This window comes from Knoellia locipacati (assembly GCF_007992835.1).
GTDB lineage: Bacteria > Actinomycetota > Actinomycetes > Actinomycetales > Dermatophilaceae > Knoellia > Knoellia locipacati.
Map to the genome: position 1 here is coordinate 666,740 of NZ_BKBA01000008.1, position 19,201 is coordinate 685,940.

The following is a 19,201-nucleotide window of genomic DNA, read 5'->3' on the forward strand; positions in this document are numbered from 1 at the left end:
TAGCACGACAGACCCACACACTTCGGCCCCACAGGGGGCTGGTAACCGAGGAGAAGAGATCACATGACGGAGCTCTCGATCCGTCCGGAGGAGATCCGGGACGCGCTGGACACCTACGTCCAGTCCTACGAGCCCGGCGCGGCCTCCCGCGAAGAGGTCGGCCGCGTCACCGACGCCGGTGACGGCATCGCCCACGTCGAGGGCCTGCCCTCGGCCATGACCAACGAGCTCCTCGAGTTCGAGGACGGCACGCTGGGCCTGGCGCTCAACCTCGACGTCCACACGATCGGTGTCGTCATCCTCGGTGACTTCTCCAACATCGAGGAGGGCCAGCAGGTCAAGCGCACCGGAGAGGTCCTCTCCGTGCCCGTCGGCGACGGCTACCTCGGTCGCGTCGTCAACCCGCTCGGCACCCCGATCGACGGTCTGGGCGACATCGCCAGCGACGAGCGCCGCGCGCTCGAGCTCCAGGCGCCGTCCGTCGTGCAGCGCAAGTCGGTCCACGAGCCGCTCCAGACCGGTCTCAAGGCCGTCGACGCCATGACGCCCATCGGTCGTGGCCAGCGCCAGCTCATCATCGGTGACCGCCAGACCGGCAAGACCACGGTCGCGGTCGACACGATCATCAACCAGAAGGAGTTCTGGGAGACGGGCGACCCGACCAAGCAGGTCCGCTGCATCTACGTCGCCATCGGCCAGAAGGGCTCGACCATCGCGTCGGTCCGCGCCACGCTCGAGGAGGCGGGCGCGATGGAGTACACCACCATCGTCGCCGCCCCCGCGTCCGACAGCGCCGGCTTCAAGTACCTCGCCCCCTACACCGGCTCGGCCATCGGCCAGCACTGGATGTACCAGGGCAAGCACGTCCTCATCGTCTTCGACGACCTGTCCAAGCAGGCCGAGGCCTACCGCGCCGTCTCGCTCCTCCTGCGTCGTCCGCCGGGCCGCGAGGCCTACCCGGGTGACGTCTTCTACCTGCACTCCCGTCTGCTCGAGCGTTGCGCGAAGCTCAACGACGAGCTCGGTGCGGGCTCGATGACCGGCCTGCCGATCATCGAGACCAAGGCCGGTGACGTGTCGGCCTACATCCCGACCAACGTCATCTCCATCACCGACGGCCAGATCTACCTCCAGGCCGACCTGTTCAACTCCAACGTCCGCCCCGCGGTCGACGTGGGTGTCTCGGTCTCCCGAGTCGGTGGTGCTGCGCAGACCAAGGCCATGAAGTCGGTCTCCGGCCGTCTCAAGCTCGACTTGGCCCAGTTCCGTGCCCTCGAGGCCTTCGCGATGTTCGCGTCCGACCTCGACCCGGCCTCCAAGGCCCAGCTCGCCAAGGGTGCTCGCCTCGTCGAGCTCCTCAAGCAGTCGCAGTCGGCGCCGTACCCGATGGAGGAGCAGGTCGTCTCCGTCTGGGCCGGCACCACGGGCCAGCTCGACGACGTCGCGGTCGAGGACATCCGCCGCTTCGAGTCCGAGTTCCTCGACCACCTGCGTCGCAGCAAGGGCGACCTCCTCGCCGCGATCCGCGAGACGGGCAAGTTCGAGACGTCCACCGAAGAGGCCCTCAAGACCGAGATCGACTCCTTCAAGAAGGGCTTCGAGCCCTCCAACAAGGAGAACCTCCCGATCGGCGACGAGTCCGAGAGCGGCGACGACGCCCTCGACTCCGCCCAGGAGCAGATCGTCAAGCAGAAGCGCTGACCCGTATGCCGGGTGGTCACCTCGCGGTGACCGCCCGGCACGGCAGCCGGTCGCCCCAGGGCGACGGCACGGCATACGCCACGACGATCCAGACCACAGACTTCAGGCAGACACCTACACCACGAAAGGCGGAAACCTATGGGAGCGCAGATCCGGGAGTACCGGCAGCGCATCCGGTCCGTCAGCGCGACGAAGAAGATCACGCGCGCCATGGAGCTCATGGCCGCTGCTCGCGTCGTCAAGGCCCAGCAGGCCGTGCGCGAGTCGACCCCCTACGCGCGGGCCATCACCCGTGCGGTGTCGGCGGTCGCGACCTTCTCCAACGAGGAGCACGTCCTCACGACCGAGAAGGAGAAGGTGACCCGCGCGGCGGTCGTCATCATCACCTCCGACCGTGGCCTCGCGGGCGCCTACAGCTCGGCCGTCCTCAAGGAGTCCGAGCGCCTCATCGCGCGACTGCGCGACGAGGGCAAGGAAGCCGTCCCGTACCTCCTCGGTCGCAAGGCCGTCGGCTACTACACCTTCCGCGGTCGTGAGTACGCCGCCGACTGGACCGGTGACTCCGAGAAGCCGGCGTTCGAGCGGGCCCGTGAGATCGGGATCCGGCTCGTCGACGACTTCCTCAAGGACACCGAGGCCGAGGGCGGTGTCGACGAGGTCCACATCGTCTACTCGCGGTTCGTGTCGATGGTGACCCAGGAGCCCGAGGTCATCCGTCTGCTCCCGCTCGAGATCGTCGAGGGCACCGAGCCCCCCGCCGAGGGCGAGCTGTTCCCGCTCTACGAGTTCGAGCCCACCGTCGAGGAGGTCCTCGACGCCCTGCTCCCCAAGTACGTCAACTCGCGCCTGTTCAACGCGATGCTGCAGGCCGCGGCCTCCGAGCTGGCCGCCCGCCAGCGCGCGATGAAGTCCGCCACGGACAACGCCGAGGAGCTCGTCAAGAAGTACACCCGGCTGGCCAACCAGGCACGTCAGGCGGAGATCACCCAAGAGATCAGCGAAATCGTCGGTGGCGCGAGCGCCCTGGCCGAGAGCAAGTGAGAGAGATACCCATGACTGCCACTGTCAGTGACACCCCGAACGCCGCCGACGACGCCACCCAGCCCGGCGGCATCGGCCGGGTCTCGCGCATCATCGGCCCGGTCGTCGACATCGAGTTCCCCGCGGACGCGATGCCCGAGCAGTACAACCTGCTCACGACCTCCGTCGAGCTCGGCGGCGAGGACAAGAACCTCAACCTCGAGGTCGCCCAGCACATCGGCGACAACATGGTCCGCGCCATCTCGCTCCAGCCGACCGACGGCCTCGTCCGCGGCGCCAAGGTCCAGGACACCGGCGGCCCCATCACCGTGCCCGTCGGCGACGCCACCCTCGGCAAGGTCTTCAACGCCACCGGTGAGGTGCTCAACCTCGAGGAGGGCGAGACCTTCGAGGTCACCGAGCGCTGGGGCATCCACCGCAAGGCGCCCGACTTCGACCAGCTCGAGCCGAAGACCCAGATGTTCGAGACCGGCATCAAGATCATCGACCTCATGACCCCCTACGTGCAGGGTGGCAAGATCGGCCTGTTCGGTGGTGCCGGTGTCGGCAAGACCGTGCTCATCCAGGAGATGATCGCCCGAGTCGCGCGCAACCACGGTGGTGTCTCGGTGTTCGCCGGTGTCGGCGAGCGCACCCGTGAGGGCAACGACCTCATGGTCGAGATGGAGGAGGCCGGCGTCCTCGGTCAGACCGCACTGGTCTTCGGCCAGATGGACGAGCCGCCGGGCACGCGTCTTCGCGTCGCCCTCTCGGCCCTGACCATGGCCGAGTACTTCCGCGACGTCCAGAACCAGGACGTGCTGCTCTTCATCGACAACATCTTCCGCTTCACGCAGGCCGGTTCCGAGGTCTCCACCCTCCTCGGTCGTATGCCGTCCGCGGTGGGCTACCAGCCCACCCTCGCCGATGAGATGGGCACCCTCCAGGAGCGCATCACCTCGACCCGAGGCAACTCGATCACCTCGATGCAGGCGATCTACGTGCCGGCCGACGACTACACCGACCCCGCGCCGGCGACGACGTTCGCGCACCTCGACGCGACGACCGAGCTCTCGCGTGAGATCGCCTCGCTCGGCATCTACCCGGCCGTGGACCCGCTGACCTCGACGTCACGCATCCTCGACCGTCGCTACATCGCCGAGGACCACTACAGCACCGCGGTGCGGATCAAGCAGATCCTCCAGCGCAACAAGGAGCTGCAGGACATCATCGCGATCCTCGGCATCGACGAGCTCTCCGAGGAGGACAAGATCCTCGTCAACCGGGCGCGCCGCATCCAGCGCTTCCTGGGCCAGAACACCTACGTCGCCAAGCAGTTCACCGGCATCGAGGGCTCGACCGTGCCGCTGGCCGACACGATCGAGGCGTTCACCAAGATCGCGGACGGCGACTTCGACCACTTCCCCGAGCAGGCGTTCTTCATGTGCGGTGGCCTCGACGACGTCGAGCGCCAGGCCGCGGAGATCCAGAAGAACCTCTGACCGACCGTGCACGATCGCAGGGCCGATGCCGCGCGCGGTGTCGGCCCTGCGGCATACGGCGACGAGGCACCCGGCCCGCGCCGCTAGACTTCATCTCCACACCACTTCCCGGAGGAACACGTGAGCCAGCTGCAGGTTGAACTCGTCGCCGCGGACCGCAAGGTCTGGGAGGGCGAGGCGAGCCAGGTGAGTGCCCGCTCCATCGACGGCGAGCTCGGCATCATGCCCGGCCACACGCCCATCCTCGGAGTCCTCGTCCAGGGCGAGGTCCGGATCCACGGTGAGGGCGGCGTCCGCACCGCGACGATCGACGGTGGCTTCCTCTCCGTGGACCACGACCGCGTCACCATCCTCGCCGAGGCCGTCGACGCCTCGGGCCTGAAGAGCTGACGAGAGCCGGGGTCGCGCCATGACGCCGATCGTCGCCGTCGAGCTGGTGCTCGCGGTGGCGCTCGCCCTCGTCGTGGCGTTCATCGTCTACGTCTGGCTGCGACGGCGCTGGATCGCCGGCGGCAAGCCGCTCATGCTGTGCGCGATCAGCGCCGGCGAGCACAGCCGGTGGCGGCTGGGCCTGGCCCGGATCTCGGGGGAGCGGCTCGACTGGTTCTCGGTCGTCGGCCCGTCCCCGCGGCCAGCGCACTCGTGGGTGCGTCACGACCTCGACCTCGGCGCACCGCAGCGGCTCGCTGACGCGGTCCCGGGGCTCCCCCCGGACGCGGTCTGCGTCCTCGGCCACTCCGGGTCCAGGCCCTACGAGCTGGCCATGAGCCCCGCGGCATACACCGCTGTGCGTGCCTGGCTCGAGAGCTCGCCGCCCGGCTACAACGTCAACGTGGCCTGAGCGCGACCCCGGGCCTCAGTTGTCGTCGGTGCCCGGGTCGTCCCCACCGGACGCCCCGGAGCCCTTGGCCGGTGCCTCGGCGCGCCCGCCGCCGGGCTGCCAGAGCACGTCGCCGCCGGCATCGAGGTTGGCCACCCGGGCGAGGATGAAGAGCAGGTCCGAGAGGCGGTTGAGGTATGCCGCGGTCGTGGGGTTGACGCCGCCCTCACCCTTGGCGGTGCCCACCTCGGTGCCGTGCGCCTCGACGGCGGCCCACGTCGCCCGCTCGGCCCGGCGCACGACGGTCGTCGCCTGGTGCAGGTGGGCGGCGGCGACGGTGCCACCGGGGAGGATGAACGAGCGCAGCTTGTCGAGCTTGGCGTTCTGGGCGTCGCAGTCCGCCTCGAGCTCGTCGATCCACTCGCCCTTGACCCGCAGCGGCGGGTACTCGGGGTTCGCCAGGAGCGGGGTGCACAGGTCGGCCCCGACGTCGAAGAGGTCGTTCTGGACGCGCGTGAGGACGGCGCGGACGTCGTCGCCGAGGGTCCCCGTGGCGAGCACGACGCCGATGACCGCGTTCGCCTCGTTGACGTCGGCGTAGGCCGCCAGCCGGGGGTCGGTCTTGCGGGTGCGGCTGAAGTCGCCCAGGGCGGTCGTGCCGTCGTCACCGGTGCGGGTGTAGATGCGCGTGAGGTTGACCATGCGCTGAGCCTGCCAGATCTCTTTGCCCAGTCTTTACCGGCGGCATTCCCGGTGAGGGGCGAGGGGCGGGTTCACTGGAGGCCGACGGAAGGGAGGCGAACGTGGATCACCGTGGACACACGATCGTCACGTTGGACGAGCACCATGACGCGTCCGGCCACCACGTCTCGCTGCGCGGGCGTCTCGACGTCCACACCGTCCCCGACCTGCGGATGGTCCTGCACCGCATCGTCGACGACGGCAGCGACGACCTGCTGCTCGACCTCGCCGAGTGCGAGATCGGTGACGCGACCGGCTTCGGCGTCATCGTCGAGTGCCAGCGTCGCGCCCGTCGTGGGGCGCGCACCTTCTGCATCGTCGACGCCGACGACCGCACCCACCGGCTGCTGCGCCGAGCCCGGATGAGCCACCTCGTCGGCTCCGTGGGCTCGCCCGTGTCCGCGGTGACGTCGGCCGCCGGCTGACGCTCTCTGCCACGCTGTCGGGGTGACGTCCGCACCGCCGGCACCGACCGCCCCCCGCCGGGTCCTCGGTCTCGATGCCGCACGCGGTCTCGCGGTCGTGGCGATGGTCATCGCCCACGCCCTGCCGTTCGTGAGCGAGCGCGTGTCGGAGGGCGTGATGTTCGTCCTGCTCCAAGTCAACGACCTGGCCTCGCCGCTGTTCGCGCTCGTCATGGGCGTGGCCGCGGGTCTGGTCTTCCCGGGGCCCTCGATGTCGCGGGGGCTCGCGCGGGCGATGGTGCGTGGAGTGGCCCTCATCGTCCTCGGCGTCGGTCTCGAGCAGCTCGACCACTGGGTCGCCGTCATCCTCCACATCCTCGGGCTGCTCGTCATCGTCGGCACCCCGTTGCTCGTGCTCGGCTCGCGGTGGCTGCTCGGCATCGCCGTGGCGCTCGTCCTCGCCGGGCCCTCCGTCATCGACGCGGTGACGCGCGCCGGTGGTGGCGTCCCGGGCGGGGTCGCCCCGAGCGCCGGCTGGGCCACGAACCCGCTCGTCGAGTGGCTCGTCCTCAACACCCACTACCGCGTGCTCACCCTGCTGCCACTCTTCCTCGTCGGCGCGGTCCTGGCCCGACGCGGTCTCGACGACGAGCGGACGTCGTGGTGGTGCCTCATGGGCGGCCTGACGATGCTCTGGGCCAGCTTCGCCGCCGACCTGCTCGGGTTCCCCGTCGTCTTCTCCGGTGACCACGCCGACCAGCTGCAGGAGAACGGCCTGGCGCTCGCGGCATACGGGCTCGTCATGGCGACCGCGATCGCGGGGAAGCGGCGTGGGAGCGAGCCCACGGTGCTCGGCCCGCTGGCGCTCATCGGCACGGTCGCCCTGTCGCTCTACGTCGCGCACGTCGCCCTGCTCGTCCCGGTCATCCCGGCGTTCCCTGACGGCGGGTGGCTGCCGTTCAGCGGGTTCGTCGTCGTCAGCGTGCTGGCGGCGTGGGCGTGGGCGCGCTTCCTCGGACGGGGGCCGCTCGAGGTGCTCGTCGACCGGATGTCGCCCGCGCGGCGCCCGCGCGAACGCGTCCCGGCGTGAGCACTCTCACCGCCTGAGACCCTGTCTCGACAGGTGACCCGCCGGTAGCGTCGATTGCATGTCCGACCAGCCCCCTGCCGAGGCCGCGCCCGCCGCTGCCGCCCCCGCGCGTCCCGAGCGCGACCGCCCCTGGGTGATGCGCACGTATGCCGGCCACTCCAGTGCCGCCGCGTCGAACGCGCTCTACCGGCGCAACCTCGAGAAGGGCCAGACGGGGCTCTCGGTCGCCTTCGACCTGCCGACGCAGACCGGCTACGACCCCGACCACGTCCTCGCGCGCGGCGAGGTCGGCAAGGTGGGCGTGCCGATCTCGCACATCGGCGACATGCGGGCGCTGTTCGACGAGATCCCGCTCGGGCAGATGAACACCTCGATGACGATCAACGCCACCGCGATGTGGCTGCTCGCGATGTACCAGGTCGCCGCCGAGGACCAGGCCGTCGCGGCGGGTGAGGACCCGGCCGACGTCGTGCGGTCGCTCGGGGGCACGACCCAGAACGACATCATCAAGGAGTACCTGTCGCGAGGGACCTACGTCTTCGCGCCGGCGCCTTCGCTGAGGCTCATCACCGACATGGTGAGCTACACCGTCGCCGAGATCCCCAAGTGGAACCCGATCAACATCTGCAGCTATCACCTGCAGGAGGCCGGCGCGACGCCCGTGCAGGAGATCGCCTACGCGATGTCGACGGCGATCGCCGTCCTCGACGCGGTGCGCGACGCGGGCCAGGTGCCGCCGGAGCGCTTCGGCGAGGTCGTCGCGCGGATCTCGTTCTTCGTCAACGCCGGGGTGCGGTTCGTCGAGGAGATGTGCAAGATGCGCGCCTTCGTCGAGCTGTGGGACGAGCTCACGCGCGAGCGCTACGGCGTCACCGACGCCAAGCAGCGGCGCTTCCGCTACGGCGTGCAGGTGAACTCGCTCGGGCTCACCGAGGCCCAGCCCGAGAACAACGTCCAGCGGATCGTGCTCGAGATGCTCGCCGTCACGCTGTCCAAGGACGCGAGGGCGCGGGCCGTCCAGCTGCCTGCGTGGAACGAGGCCCTGGGCCTCCCGCGGCCGTGGGACCAGCAGTGGTCGCTGCGCATGCAGCAGGTGCTGGCCTTCGAGTCCGACCTGCTCGAGTACGACGACCTCTTCGAGGGCTCGACGGTCGTCGAGGCCAAGGTCGCCGAGCTCGTCGCCGGCGCCAAGGCGGAGATCGCCCGCGTCCAGGACATGGGTGGCGCCGTCGCGGCCGTCGAGAGCGGCTACATGAAGTCGGCGCTCGTCGCCTCGCACGCCCTGCGCCGCCAGCGGATCGAGGCCGGCGAGGACGTCATCGTCGGCGTCAACCGGTTCGAGAGCACCGAGCCCAACCCGCTCACCGCAGACCTCGACACCGCCATCCAGACGGTCGACGCCGGCGTGGAGGCGGCGGCCGCGACCGCCGTGCGCGAGTGGCGCGAGCGTCGTGACGCGGACCCCGAGCGGCGCGAGCGTGCGGCGAGGGCCCTGGCGCGCCTGCGCGAGGCCGCGGCGACCGACGAGAACCTCATGGAGGCATCGATCGAGTGCGCCCGCGCCGAGGTGACGACGGGGGAGTGGGCCCAGGCGCTGCGCGACGTGTTCGGCGAGTTCCGGGCGCCTACGGGCGTCACCGGGTCGGTCGGCCTCACCGGAGGCGCTGCCGGCGCCGAGCTCGCTGCGGTGCGGGAGCGGGTCGGGCGGTTGCGCGACGAGCTCGGCGAGACGCTCCGCGTCCTCGTCGGCAAGCCCGGCCTCGACGGCCACTCCAACGGGGCGGAGCAGATCGCCGTGAGGGCGCGCGACGCCGGCTTCGAGGTGATCTACCAGGGGATCCGGCTCACGCCCGAGCAGATCGTGGCCGCCGCCGTCTCCGAGGACGTCCACCTCGTCGGCATCTCGATCCTCTCGGGCTCGCACATGGAGCTCGTGCCCGAGGTGCTCGAGCGGCTGCGCGACGCCGGTGCCGGTGACATCCCCGTCATCGTCGGCGGCATCATCCCCGAGTCCGACGCCGCCCGGCTCAAGGCGCTGGGCGTGGCCGAGGTCTTCACACCCAAGGACTTCGGGCTCAACGACATCATGAGCAGGTTCGTCGACGTCATCCGCGAGTCACGCCAGACGGAGCCGGCGCAGCCCACCCACGCCTGACGTCGCAGGCGTCAGAAGTGGGTGCTGCAGTACGGCGACGGGCCGCCGTCGGCCAGCGCCGCGAACCTCGCGAGCGCCGCGTCGTCGCCGGTGACCCGTCCCGCTCGCGCGAGCGGGTCCACGGCGACGTCACCGAGCCACATCGTCCCGAGCGTCTCGACGTCGAGGGTGATGTCGGGGCGCTCCGTCGACGGGGCCGCCGTGGCGCGGCCGCCCTCGGCGGTGAGCCGCACGGTGCCGTCCGCATGGCCCAGCGGGTCCTCGACGCGGAGCACGAGCGAGCCGTCGGCGAACCACGGCCGCGCCTCGAGCGCCGCTGCGAGGTCGAGGACGCGGACCCACAGGTGGTCCGGCAGTGACGTCACCCGCCGGACCCGGTGGTCGACGAGCGCGTGGGCGAGCGGGTCCACCGCCGGGGCCGGGCCGACGACGACCCGTGCGAGGTCGATGTCAGCGAGGAACTGCCAGAGCGCGAGGTATGCCGTCGGCGTCCCTGCGACGAGGTCGGACACCTTGACCTCGGTCTCGTCGCCCCGCTTGACCTCGTAGACGACGTAGCCGTCGGGCTGTCCGTCGGGTCCGACGCGCACGCCGACACGCTGCCTGCGGCTCTCGCCCTGCTCGTCCCAGTCGTAGCCGCTGATCCAGTGCTCGTAGAACGTCGGACGCGCGAGGGCGCCGCGGGTCGTCTCGTGGTGGCGGGCGAACGCCGCGGACGCCGCCGGCCACGACTCCGCGGGGTCGGCCATGACGACCCGGCCCCCGTCGTCGGGCGCGTGTCGCAGCCGGAACGCGGACGACGTGTCGACGCGCACCCGGGCCTCGCGGGTCGCGGGTCCGAACCCGAACCGCTGGTAGATGCCTCCCTCGGAGGCGGTGAGCACGGCGACCGGCATCCCCGCGGCCACGGCGGAGTCGAGGTTCTCGGTCATGAGGCGGCGCATGAGCCCACGTCGGCGGTGCGTCGGCGCGACCGTGACGTCCGAGATCATCCACGCGTCCACGACGGCCGCACCGGCGTTGAGGGGCTTGGTGAAGTGGGCGAACGTCGCGACCGGCACGTCGCTCGAGAGCCCGAGCGAGCTCGTGTCCCAGACGCCGCGGTTGACCACGCCGTCGGCCCGCGCCACCGCGAGCCACCTCGTCCGGAACCCGTCGGTGGCGCGTCCCTGGTGGAAGCCGCGCATCACCGCGTCGAGCCAGCCGGCGACTCTCGCGGTGTTGGCCGGACTCTCGTCGTCGAGGTCGAGGGTGGTGAAGATGAGGTCGTCGGTCACTGCCTCAGCCAACCAGCCGGAAAGTGGCGCTGTCGAACGGATTCGGGGCGGACGGCATACGGGCGAAGCGACGGGACCACGTGGGAAGGTGGAGCCGTGAGCGACCTGCACTGTGCCGCAACCCTGCTCGTGGCGCGCCACGGCGATGCCGACTACCCGCACGCGAGGGTGCTGTCCGACGACGGGGGCTGGCTCACCGACAAGGGCAAGGACCAGGTGCGTGCGCTCGCGGAGTCGGTGGCGGGCCGACGGGTGGCCGCCGTCTTCACGAGCGGTCTGCAGCGCGCGGTCGAGTCGGGTGCCCTCGCGGCCGACGTGCTCGGGGTGACCTCACGGGTCGTGCACGGCCTCGAGGAGTTCTCGGTCGGCGCGCTCGCCGGCCGCGCCCACGACGACCCCGAGCTGGGCGGGGTGTTCGAGGCGTGGAGGGCCGGGCACCTCGGGACCGTCATCCCCGGCGGCGAGAGCGGCGAGGAGGTCCTGACCCGATACCGCGGCGCGCTCGAGGAGATCGCCGACCTGCACCGCGGGGAGACCGTCCTCGTCTTCAGCCACGGCGGCGTGATGTCGTTCGCCCTGCCGCGGATGGGTCGCAACGTGCGCAGCGACCTGGCGGCGCAGATGTTCCTGCCGAACTGCGCGGTGGCCGAGATCGCGATCGACGCCGACGACGTGACCGTCGTGTCCTGGCCGGGGAGTGCCGACCGCTCGGTGGTCTAGAAGAGCCGGTGCTCGCTGTTGTCGATGCCCTTGAGGTCGTCGTAGTCGAGGACGACGCAGCGTATGCCGCGGTCCTCGGCGAGCGTGCGGGCCTGCGGCTTGATCTGCTGCGCGGCGAAGATGCCGGTCACCGGGGCGAGGTGGGGGTCGCGGTTCATGAGCTCGAGGTAGCGGGTGAGCTGCTCGACGCCGTCGATCTCGCCGCGTCGCTTGATCTCGACCGCCACGGTCGCTCCTGACGCGTCCTTGCAGAGGATGTCAACGGGGCCGATGGGGGTCATGTACTCGCGGCGGGTGAGGGTCCAGCCTTCGCCGAGGGTGGTGATGTGCTCGGCGAGGAGCTTCTGGAGGTGGGCCTCGACGCCGTCCTTGACGAGCCCGGGGTCGACGCCGAGCTCGTGGCTCGTGTCGCTGTGGACCTCGTGCAGGCGCACCCGCAGCCGGTCCTCGGACTTGGCGTGCTGGACGGCCCACACGGCGGTGACGCCGTCGGCGAGCTCGGCCTCGTCGGGCTCGACCTCGGCCATCGCGCACGGCGGCGACATCCAGTTGAGCGGCTTGTAGGAGCCGCCGTCGGAGTGGATGAGCACCGAGCCGTCCGCCTTGACCATGAGCAGCCGGGTCGCGAGGGGGAGATGGGCGCTCAGCCGCCCGTCGTAGTCGACACTGCAGGTCGCAATCACCACTCGCACCGGGTCACCCTAGCGGTCCCGGCCGGGCGGCCCGACGGTGAGGACTCTCACCCCCGGCGGCGCTCCTCACCGCAGACGGGGTCTGGGAGACTTCCGACCATGTCACGCGAGTTCACCAAGGTAGGCGTCATCGGACTGGGCACCATGGGTGCCGGCATCGTGGAGGTGTTCGCGCGCAACGGGATCGACGTCGTCGCCGTCGATGCCAACGACGAGGCCGTCGAGCGTGGGCGCTCCTTCCTCGCGAAGTCGACCGGGCGCGCCCTCGACCGCGGCAAGATCGACCAGGCCGCCCACGACGCCCTCCACGGGCACGTCACGTATGCCACCGAGTTCACCGCGCTCGCGGACTGCCAGCTCGTCGTCGAGGCGGTCCCGGAGCACCTCGACCTCAAGAAGGAGATCTTCGCCGAGCTCGACACCATCGTCGCGCCCGACGCCATCCTCGCGACGAACACCTCGTCGCTCCCGGTCACCGAGATCGCGGCGTCCACGAGCACGCCCATGCGCGTCGTCGGCATGCACTTCTTCAACCCGGCTCCGGTCCTCCAGTTCGTCGAGGTCATCCGCACGGTCATCACCGCCGACGACGTCTTCGAGGACGTCAAGGCGCTCGCGGAGCGGCTCGGCAAGAAGCCGGTCATCGTCGGTGACAAGGCCGGGTTCATCGCCAACGCCCTGCTCTTCGGCTACCTCAACCACGCGGTCTCGATGTTCGAGAGCCGATACGCCACGCGCGAGGACATCGACGCCGCGATGAAGCTCGGCTGCGGCTACCCGATGGGACCGCTCGCGCTGCTCGACCTCATCGGTCTCGACACGGCATACGAGATCCTCGACACGATGTACAAGCAGGGGCGCGACCGGCTCCACGCACCCAGCCCGATCATCAAGCAGATGGTCTCGGCGGGTCTCAAGGGTCGCAAGACGGGACGCGGCTTCTACACGTACGCCGCGGCCGGGTCGCCCGAGGTCGTCGCCGACGCCCACACGCCTGCCGAGGGCCACGCCGAGGGCGTGAGCCTGCGCGAGGTGAGCTCGGTCGGTGTCGTCGGCTCGGGCACCATGGCGACCGGCATCATCGAGGTGTTCGCCAAGGCGGGCAAGCAGGTCACCTACGTCGCGCGCACCGAGGAGCGGCTCGCCGGGGTCCGCACCGCCATCGAGAAGTCGCAGGCGCGCGCGGTCGAGAAGGGCCGGTCCACCCAGGAGGAGGCCGACGCGCTCCTCGCCCGCCTGCACCCCTCCACCTCGCGCTCCGACCTCGCCGAGGTCGACCTCGTCGTCGAGGCGATCGCCGAGGACCTCGAGATCAAGCAGGAGCTCTTCGCCGAGCTCGACAAGATCTGCAAGCCCGGCGCGATCCTCGCGACGACGACCTCTTCGCTGCCGATCATCGACTGCGCCAAGGTGACGTCGCGCCCGCAGGACGTCATCGGGATGCACTTCTTCAACCCGGCCCAGGTCATGAAGCTCGTCGAGGTCGTGCACACCGTGTCGACCGGCGACGACGTCGTCGCCACCGTCCAGGAGCTGTGCCGCGAGATCGGCAAGCACCCGGTGACCTGCGGCGACCGCTCGGGCTTCATCGTCAACGCGCTGCTCTTCCCCTACCTCAACGACGCCATCAAGATGCTCTCGGCCAACTACGCCAGCGCCGACGACATCGACACGGCCATGAAGACCGGCTGTGGTCTGCCGATGGGGCCGTTCGAGCTGCTCGACGTGGTGGGGCTCGACGTCTCGCTGGCGATCGAGCGCGAGCTCTACATCGAGTTCCGCGAGCCGGGCTACGCGCCGGCCCCGCTGCTCGAGCACCTCGTGACGGCGGGATACCTCGGGCGCAAGACGGGGCGCGGCTTCCGCACCTACGCCTGACCCGCACCGGGGGCCAGGGGCGCAGAACCTGACGGGAGGCGCAGCCACGGCTGCGCCTCCCGTCACGCTCTGCGCCGCACGCCGCACGCCGCGCGAACGGCGGGAGGATGCCGTCCGCCCACCCGGGGATGGGTAGCCTCCGCGTGTGAGTGCAGCGCAGCAGCTTCCGGACCGGGCCCGCGTCGTCATCGTCGGCGGAGGCGTCATCGGCGCCTCGATCGCCTACCACCTCGCGCACGAGGGGATCACCGACGTGGTCCTCGTCGAGCGGGACCGCCTCACGAGCGGCACGACGTGGCACGCCGCCGGGCTCATGACCTGCTTCGGGTCCACGAGCGAGACGCTGACGAACATCCGGCTCCACTCGCGCGACCTCTTCGCCCGCCTCGAGGCCGAGACCGGGCTGTCCACCGGCTTCCGCCCCGTCGGTGTCATCGAGGCGGTGGGCGACACCGACCGGCTCGAGGAGTACCGCCGGACCGCGACCTTCCAGCGCCGTCTCGGGCTCGAGGTCGACGAGATCGGCCCGCGCGAGATGGCCGACCTCTTCCCGCACGCCGACATGGACGGGCTCATCGCCGGCTTCCACGTGCCAGGTGATGGCCGCGTCAACCCGGTCGACCTCACGATGTCGCTGGCCCGGGGTGCGCGCAACCTCGGCGTCCGCATCGTCGAGGGGGTGAGCGTCGGTGACGTGCTCACCCGCACCGACGGCGCCCTGCCGCGCGTCACGGGGGTGCGCACGAGCGCGGGCGACATCGAGTGCGAGGTCGTCGTCAACTGTGCCGGCATGTGGGCCCGCCAGCTGGGGGAGCGGCACGGCGTCGTCATCCCCAACCAGGCGGCCGAGCACTACTACCTCATCACCGACACGATTCCGGGCCTGGACCCGAACGGCCCGGTCTTCGAGGACCCCGCCCGCTACGGCTACTACCGCGAGGAGGGCGGCGGCATGATGGTCGGGCTCTTCGAGCCGGAGGCCGCCGCGTGGAGCCTCGACGGCATCCCCGACGACTTCTCGTTCGGCACGCTGCCCCCGGACTGGGAGCGGATGGCGCCAGCCCTCGAGACGGCGATGTCCCGTGTCCCCGTGACCCTCGACGCGGGTGTGCGCACCTTCTTCTGCGGACCCGAGTCGTTCACGCCCGACCGTCTGCCGGCCGTCGGCGAGGCGCCCGGGCTCCAGGGCTACTTCGTCGCCGCCGGCCTCAACTCGGTCGGCATCCTCAGCAGCGGCGGGCTCGGACGCGTCGTCGCACAGTGGATCGCGAGCGGTCGCCCCGACGTCGACGTCACGGGCATCGACGTCGCGCGCTTCATGCCGCACCAGCTGCACCGCGACTACCGCCGCGACCGCGTGACCGAGGTGCTCGGCAAGACCTATGCCGCCCACACCCCGGGCGTCGAGCTCCTCACCGGTCGCGGAACCTTCGTCTCGCCCGTCCACGACGAGATGGTCGCCGGGGGCGCGAGGCTCAAGGACGTCTCGGGCTGGGAGAGTGCCGACTGGTATGCCGGTGACGGGCGCACGGCGCAGGTCACCCCGTCGTGGGGTCGCCAGGAGTGGTTCTCGCAGTGGGAGGCCGAGCACCGCGCGGTGCGCGAGGCGGTGGGGCTCATCGACATGTCGTTCATGGCGACCTTCCGCGTGACCGGGGCCGACGCCGGCGCCGTGCTCGAGCGGGTGAGTGCCGGCCACGTCGACGGCGAGGTCGACCGGATCACCTACACCCAGTGGCTGGGCCCGGACGGCGGCATCGAGGCCGACCTCACCGTGACCAAGCGCGGGGACGACTTCCTCGTCGTGGCCTCCGACACCGCGCACGGACACACCCTCGCGTGGCTGCGTCGCCAGGTCGGGGACGCAGACGTCGTCATCGAGGACGTCACCGAGGCGACCGGCCAGCTCAACGTCCAGGGACCGCGCTCGCGCGAGCTCCTCGCCGCGCTCACCGACGCGGACCTCTCGAACGACGCCTTCCCCTTCCGGACCGCACGCACGATCACCATCGCCGGGGTCGAGCTGCTCTGCGTGCGCATCACCTACGTGGGGGAGCTCGGCTACGAGCTCTACCTCCCGCGAGAGCACGCCGCCAGGGTCTGGAGGGCGCTGCGCGAGGAGGGCACGGCATACGGGCTGCGTCCTGTCGGCCTGCGGGCGCTCGGCTCATTGCGCCTCGAGAAGGCCTACCGCGACTACGGCCACGACATCGACAACACCGACACGGTGCAGATGGCCGGGCTCGGGTTCGCCGTCGACCTCGACACCGAGTTCGTCGGGCGCGAGGCGGTGCTCGCGGAGCGCGAGAAGCCGCGCCACGACAAGCTCGTGCAGGTGCTGCTCACCGACCCCGAGCCGTTGATGTTCGGCGCAGAAGTGTTGCTGCGCAACGGTGTTGCCGTGGGTGATGTGCGCTCGGCGTCCTACGGCTGGACCCTCGGTGGCGCGGTCGGGCTCGCCTCGGCCACGTCCGACGGCCCGGTCACCAAGGCGTGGCTCGACGAGGGCACCTGGGAGGTCGACGTCGCCGGCACCCGGGTGCCGGCGACGGTCTCGCTGCGTCCGATGTACGACCCGACGAGCGCCCGGGTGCGGTCCTGACGGGCCCGCGCGACCGCTGCACGGCCGTGTGACCCAGATCTCGTTGAACCGTCCCGTACCCGGGACCATGGTCCCTGACGCCCGACCCCTCCTCCACGCGAAAGTGGTTGTGCCACAAAGGCACACACCACCAGGGGCCGAGAGCCCAGAAGAGGTCAGAACCACCATGCGACGTCGCACCTTGGATGCACTGCTCACGACGGGCGGCCTCATCGTCGCCATCGTCCTGCTGGTCGCCGGCGGCCTGCTGACCTGGGCCAACAACTTCGTGGGCGACAACGTCCGCACGCAGCTCGCCGCCCAGAACATCTTCTTCCCCGACAAGGGCAGCGAGCAGCTCAACGACCCGGCGGTCAAGCCCTTCCTCGAGAAGTACGCCGGCCAGCAGCTCCTCACCGGCGACCAGGCCAAGGCCTACGCCGACCACTACATCAAGGTCCACCTCGAGGAGTCGACCGGTGGCAAGACCTACTCGGAGCTGAGCAACATCTCGCGCGCCAACCCGACCGACGAGAAGGCTGCCGGCCTCGTCCAGCTCGCCTTCCGCGGCGAGACCCTGCGCGGCCTCCTGCTCAACGCCTACGCCTTCGGGACCATGGGCAAGATCGCGATGTATGCCGCCTGGGCCAGCTTCGCCGGCGCCCTCGGGATGCTCGTCCTCGCCCTGCTCGGCTTCATGCACCTCCGCCGGGTCCCCGTCGAGGAGGAGGTCGGCTCGACCCGCCGCACCCCCGCGGTGGCCACGGCCTGACCGCGCACCCCGGACCCTCGGTCCCGCAGCCCTCGTGGCTGCGGGACCGTCGCCGTGCGTGGGGGGCCGGTGTCGCGATCCCGTGCAGGGATCGGGCGGCATCCGCGCGAGACTGGGGGCATGCCTCGTTCCAACCGTCGCCGACGCGACGACGTGCCCCTCGCGCTCGGGCGCCTCGGCCGCGGCCTGACGACGACCGAGTCGTATGCCGGTCAGCGCTGGGCGGTCCGCCGGCTCACGGGGGAGTCCTCGGACCGGACCTACCTCTGTCCCGGCTGCGAGCAGGACATCCATCCCGGGACGCCGCACGTCGTCGCGTGGCCCGAGGAGGGCGTCGGCGGCGTGGGGGACCGGCGCCACTGGCACACCGGCTGCTGGGCCGCGCGCGAGCGGCGGCATCCCCCCGGCGCGTACCGCTGACCTGCACGTTGCCGCCGTCTAGGGTGACGGGCGTGGAGGCGACGTGAACCTGAGCTGGGGCAAGAACTCCGTACGCAGCTGGCGTGCGTACCGCACGCGACAGCGTGCGGCGCTGCGCGAGAGCAACCGCATCCACCACGAGGACGAGCACCTCGAGCGCAGCCTGCTCGCGGACCTGCTCGGTGGCGACGGCACCGACGGTGCGGACCGCGTCGACGGCGAGCCGGCGCGCGCCGCCGCGGACGAGGAGTCCGGAGGCGCTGCACCCACGGCCGCGGCCACCGCCGCGTCGACCGGCACGACCCAGTTCGGCGAGATGGGCCGCCCGATCAACCGGCACTCGCCGTTCTACCTCGGCTTCGTCGGCGCGCTCGGCGCCCTCATCGCCATCGGTCTGTGGCACTCGCTCGGCCGACTCGCGACCACGCTGACGATCCTGCTCGTCGCGCTCTTCCTCACCCTGGCGCTCAACCCGATCGTCGAGTGGCTCGGCCGCCGCGGCCTGCGCCGCTCGCTGTCGGTGGGCATCGTCTTCCTCGGCGTCATCGTCGTCTTCACCCTCCTCGGTCTGCTCGTCTTCCCACCGGTGATCTCGCAGGGCAGCGAGCTCGTCCAGGAGGCCCCGAACTACGTCGACCGCATCCTCAACGCCAGCTGGGTGCAGGAGCTCGACAAGAACTACGACGTCGTCGACAAGATCAGCGAGGAGTTCAACAAGCGCCTCACCGACGAGACCTTCATCAGCTCGGTGCTCGGTGGGGTGCTCGGCGCCGGCCGAGCCGTGGTCAACGGCGTGTTCCAGACGTTCACCATCCTCATCCTCACGCTCTACTTCCTCGCCTCCCTGCCGAAGATGAAGCGCGTCGCCTACTCGATGGTCCCCGCCAGCCGCCGCAACCGCGTGGCACAGCTCAGCGAGGAGATCATGCGCCGCACCGGCTCCTACGCCATCGGCCAGGTCGCCATCGCCACCGTGAACGCGGTCCTCAGCTACGTGATGATGTCCCTGCTCGGGATCCCGTATGCCGCGGTGCTGGCCGTGCTCGTCGGCTTCCTCGGGCTCGTCCCCATGGTCGGTGCCACCCTCGGTGCCACGCTCGTCTGCCTCGTCGCGTTCTTCGACGACCCGCGCAGCGCGCTCTTCGCCGGCGTCTACTACCTCGTCTACCAGCAGATCGAGAACTACGTCATCGCCCCGCGGATCATGCAGCGCACGGTGTCGGTGCCCGGCGCCGTCACCGTCGTCGCCGCCCTGGCCGGTGGGACGTTGCTCGGCGTGCTCGGTGCACTCCTCGCCATCCCCGTGGCTGCTGCGGCCCTGCTGCTCGTCGACGAGGTTCTCGTTCCGCGGCAGCGGCACCAGTAAACGTTCGCTCGCCTCGGTCAGGGTCACCACCGCGCCGCTCGCGCCTTCCGGTGCGCGCTAGC

At 70.7% G+C, this 19,201-nt stretch carries 17 protein-coding genes; 14 read left to right on the forward strand and 3 right to left on the reverse strand.

Translation table 11 applies throughout. From position 1 onward, the window contains the following. Positions 1–63 precede the first annotated feature (63 nt). From atpA to KLO01_RS11480, 5 genes are all read left to right on the forward strand, one after another. Positions 64–1,701, forward strand: coding sequence for a F0F1 ATP synthase subunit alpha (gene atpA, locus KLO01_RS11460; RefSeq protein WP_147065135.1), 1,638 nt, complete (start codon positions 64–66; stop codon positions 1,699–1,701). A 138-nt stretch (positions 1,702–1,839) separates the two neighbouring features. After that, positions 1,840–2,742, forward strand: a complete 903-nt coding sequence (locus tag KLO01_RS11465) for a F0F1 ATP synthase subunit gamma (protein ID WP_147065137.1) — start codon at positions 1,840–1,842, stop codon at positions 2,740–2,742. 11 nt (positions 2,743–2,753) lie between these two features. Then, positions 2,754–4,223: a F0F1 ATP synthase subunit beta gene (gene atpD / locus KLO01_RS11470; protein ID WP_147065139.1), complete on the forward strand. Its 1,470-nt coding sequence runs from the start codon at positions 2,754–2,756 to the stop codon at positions 4,221–4,223. A 120-nt stretch (positions 4,224–4,343) separates the two neighbouring features. Beyond that, positions 4,344–4,613 carry a F0F1 ATP synthase subunit epsilon gene (locus KLO01_RS11475; RefSeq protein ID WP_147065141.1) on the forward strand — a complete coding sequence of 90 codons (270 nt, stop codon included), beginning with the start codon at positions 4,344–4,346 and terminating at the stop codon, positions 4,611–4,613. 19 nt (positions 4,614–4,632) lie between these two features. Next, positions 4,633–5,064, forward strand: a complete 432-nt coding sequence (locus KLO01_RS11480; RefSeq protein ID WP_147065143.1) for a DUF2550 family protein — start codon at positions 4,633–4,635, stop codon at positions 5,062–5,064. Positions 5,065–5,079: 15 nt separating this feature from the next. Here KLO01_RS11480 and KLO01_RS11485 read toward each other — a convergent pair whose 3' ends face one another. After that, a complete protein-coding gene (locus KLO01_RS11485; RefSeq protein WP_147065145.1) occupies positions 5,080–5,745 on the reverse strand; it encodes a cob(I)yrinic acid a,c-diamide adenosyltransferase in 666 nt (221 codons plus the stop codon). A 131-nt stretch (positions 5,746–5,876) separates the two neighbouring features. On the opposite strand from KLO01_RS11485, the gene KLO01_RS11490 reads away from it, so the two are divergent. The 3 genes from KLO01_RS11490 to KLO01_RS11500 are packed head-to-tail and all read left to right on the forward strand — an operon-like array spanning position 5,877 to position 9,433. Continuing rightward, positions 5,877–6,209, forward strand: a complete 333-nt coding sequence (locus KLO01_RS11490) for an STAS domain-containing protein (protein ID WP_147065147.1) — start codon at positions 5,877–5,879, stop codon at positions 6,207–6,209. Positions 6,210–6,231: 22 nt separating this feature from the next. After that, positions 6,232–7,278: an acyltransferase family protein gene (locus tag KLO01_RS11495; RefSeq protein WP_147065149.1), complete on the forward strand. Its 1,047-nt coding sequence runs from the start codon at positions 6,232–6,234 to the stop codon at positions 7,276–7,278. Positions 7,279–7,336: 58 nt separating this feature from the next. Beyond that, positions 7,337–9,433 carry an ethylmalonyl-CoA mutase gene (locus KLO01_RS11500; RefSeq protein ID WP_147065151.1) on the forward strand — a complete coding sequence of 699 codons (2,097 nt, stop codon included), beginning with the start codon at positions 7,337–7,339 and terminating at the stop codon, positions 9,431–9,433. 11 nt (positions 9,434–9,444) lie between these two features. On the opposite strand, the gene KLO01_RS11505 is transcribed toward KLO01_RS11500, so the two are convergent. Further along, positions 9,445–10,710, reverse strand: coding sequence for a GNAT family N-acetyltransferase (locus KLO01_RS11505; RefSeq protein ID WP_186828016.1), 1,266 nt, complete (start codon positions 10,708–10,710; stop codon positions 9,445–9,447). A 96-nt stretch (positions 10,711–10,806) separates the two neighbouring features. On the opposite strand from KLO01_RS11505, the gene KLO01_RS17195 reads away from it, so the two are divergent. Further along, complete coding sequence (locus KLO01_RS17195) at positions 10,807–11,430, forward strand: histidine phosphatase family protein (RefSeq protein WP_186828017.1); 624 nt, start codon at positions 10,807–10,809, stop codon at positions 11,428–11,430. On the opposite strand, the gene nucS is transcribed toward KLO01_RS17195, so the two are convergent. Next, positions 11,427–12,122 carry an endonuclease NucS gene (gene nucS, locus KLO01_RS11515; RefSeq protein WP_147065157.1) on the reverse strand — a complete coding sequence of 232 codons (696 nt, stop codon included), beginning with the start codon at positions 12,120–12,122 and terminating at the stop codon, positions 11,427–11,429. The genes KLO01_RS17195 and nucS overlap by 4 nt on opposite strands. A gap of 99 nt (positions 12,123–12,221) precedes the next feature. Between nucS and KLO01_RS11520 the strand changes: the two genes are divergently transcribed. The 5 genes from KLO01_RS11520 to KLO01_RS11540 all read left to right on the forward strand — a co-directional run bounded on the left by KLO01_RS11520 (position 12,222) and on the right by KLO01_RS11540 (position 19,139). Continuing rightward, entirely contained in the window at positions 12,222–14,000 is a 1,779-nt protein-coding gene (locus tag KLO01_RS11520) for a 3-hydroxyacyl-CoA dehydrogenase family protein (protein ID WP_147065159.1), read from the forward strand. A 145-nt stretch (positions 14,001–14,145) separates the two neighbouring features. Next, a complete protein-coding gene (locus KLO01_RS11525; protein WP_147065161.1) occupies positions 14,146–16,602 on the forward strand; it encodes a GcvT family protein in 2,457 nt (818 codons plus the stop codon). Between the two features lie 166 nt (positions 16,603–16,768). After that, the gene (locus tag KLO01_RS11530; RefSeq protein ID WP_147065163.1) at positions 16,769–17,353 is read left to right on the forward strand and encodes a hypothetical protein; all 585 of its coding nucleotides are present in this window, start codon (positions 16,769–16,771) and stop codon (positions 17,351–17,353) included. Between the two features lie 120 nt (positions 17,354–17,473). Beyond that, a complete protein-coding gene (locus KLO01_RS11535; RefSeq protein WP_147065165.1) occupies positions 17,474–17,773 on the forward strand; it encodes an Rv1322 family protein in 300 nt (99 codons plus the stop codon). Positions 17,774–17,816: 43 nt separating this feature from the next. After that, entirely contained in the window at positions 17,817–19,139 is a 1,323-nt protein-coding gene (locus KLO01_RS11540; RefSeq protein ID WP_147065167.1) for an AI-2E family transporter, read from the forward strand. Positions 19,140–19,201 lie beyond the last annotated feature (62 nt).

What these genes read in the sequence shown, in the direction of transcription:
- KLO01_RS11530 (WP_147065163.1), top strand. Translation starts at nt 16,769, where the DNA reads ATGCGACGTCGCACCTTGGATGCACTGCTCACGACGGGCGGCCTCATC.
- KLO01_RS11465 (WP_147065137.1), top strand. Translation starts at nt 1,840, where the DNA reads ATGGGAGCGCAGATCCGGGAGTACCGGCAGCGCATCCGGTCCGTCAGC.
- KLO01_RS11480 (WP_147065143.1), top strand. Translation starts at nt 4,633, where the DNA reads ATGACGCCGATCGTCGCCGTCGAGCTGGTGCTCGCGGTGGCGCTCGCC.
- atpD (WP_147065139.1), top strand. Translation starts at nt 2,754, where the DNA reads ATGACTGCCACTGTCAGTGACACCCCGAACGCCGCCGACGACGCCACC.
- KLO01_RS11520 (WP_147065159.1), top strand. Translation starts at nt 12,222, where the DNA reads ATGTCACGCGAGTTCACCAAGGTAGGCGTCATCGGACTGGGCACCATG.
- KLO01_RS11535 (WP_147065165.1), top strand. Translation starts at nt 17,474, where the DNA reads ATGCCTCGTTCCAACCGTCGCCGACGCGACGACGTGCCCCTCGCGCTC.
- KLO01_RS11485 (WP_147065145.1), bottom strand. Translation starts at nt 5,745, where the DNA reads ATGGTCAACCTCACGCGCATCTACACCCGCACCGGTGACGACGGCACG.
- KLO01_RS11500 (WP_147065151.1), top strand. Translation starts at nt 7,337, where the DNA reads ATGTCCGACCAGCCCCCTGCCGAGGCCGCGCCCGCCGCTGCCGCCCCC.
- atpA (WP_147065135.1), top strand. Translation starts at nt 64, where the DNA reads ATGACGGAGCTCTCGATCCGTCCGGAGGAGATCCGGGACGCGCTGGAC.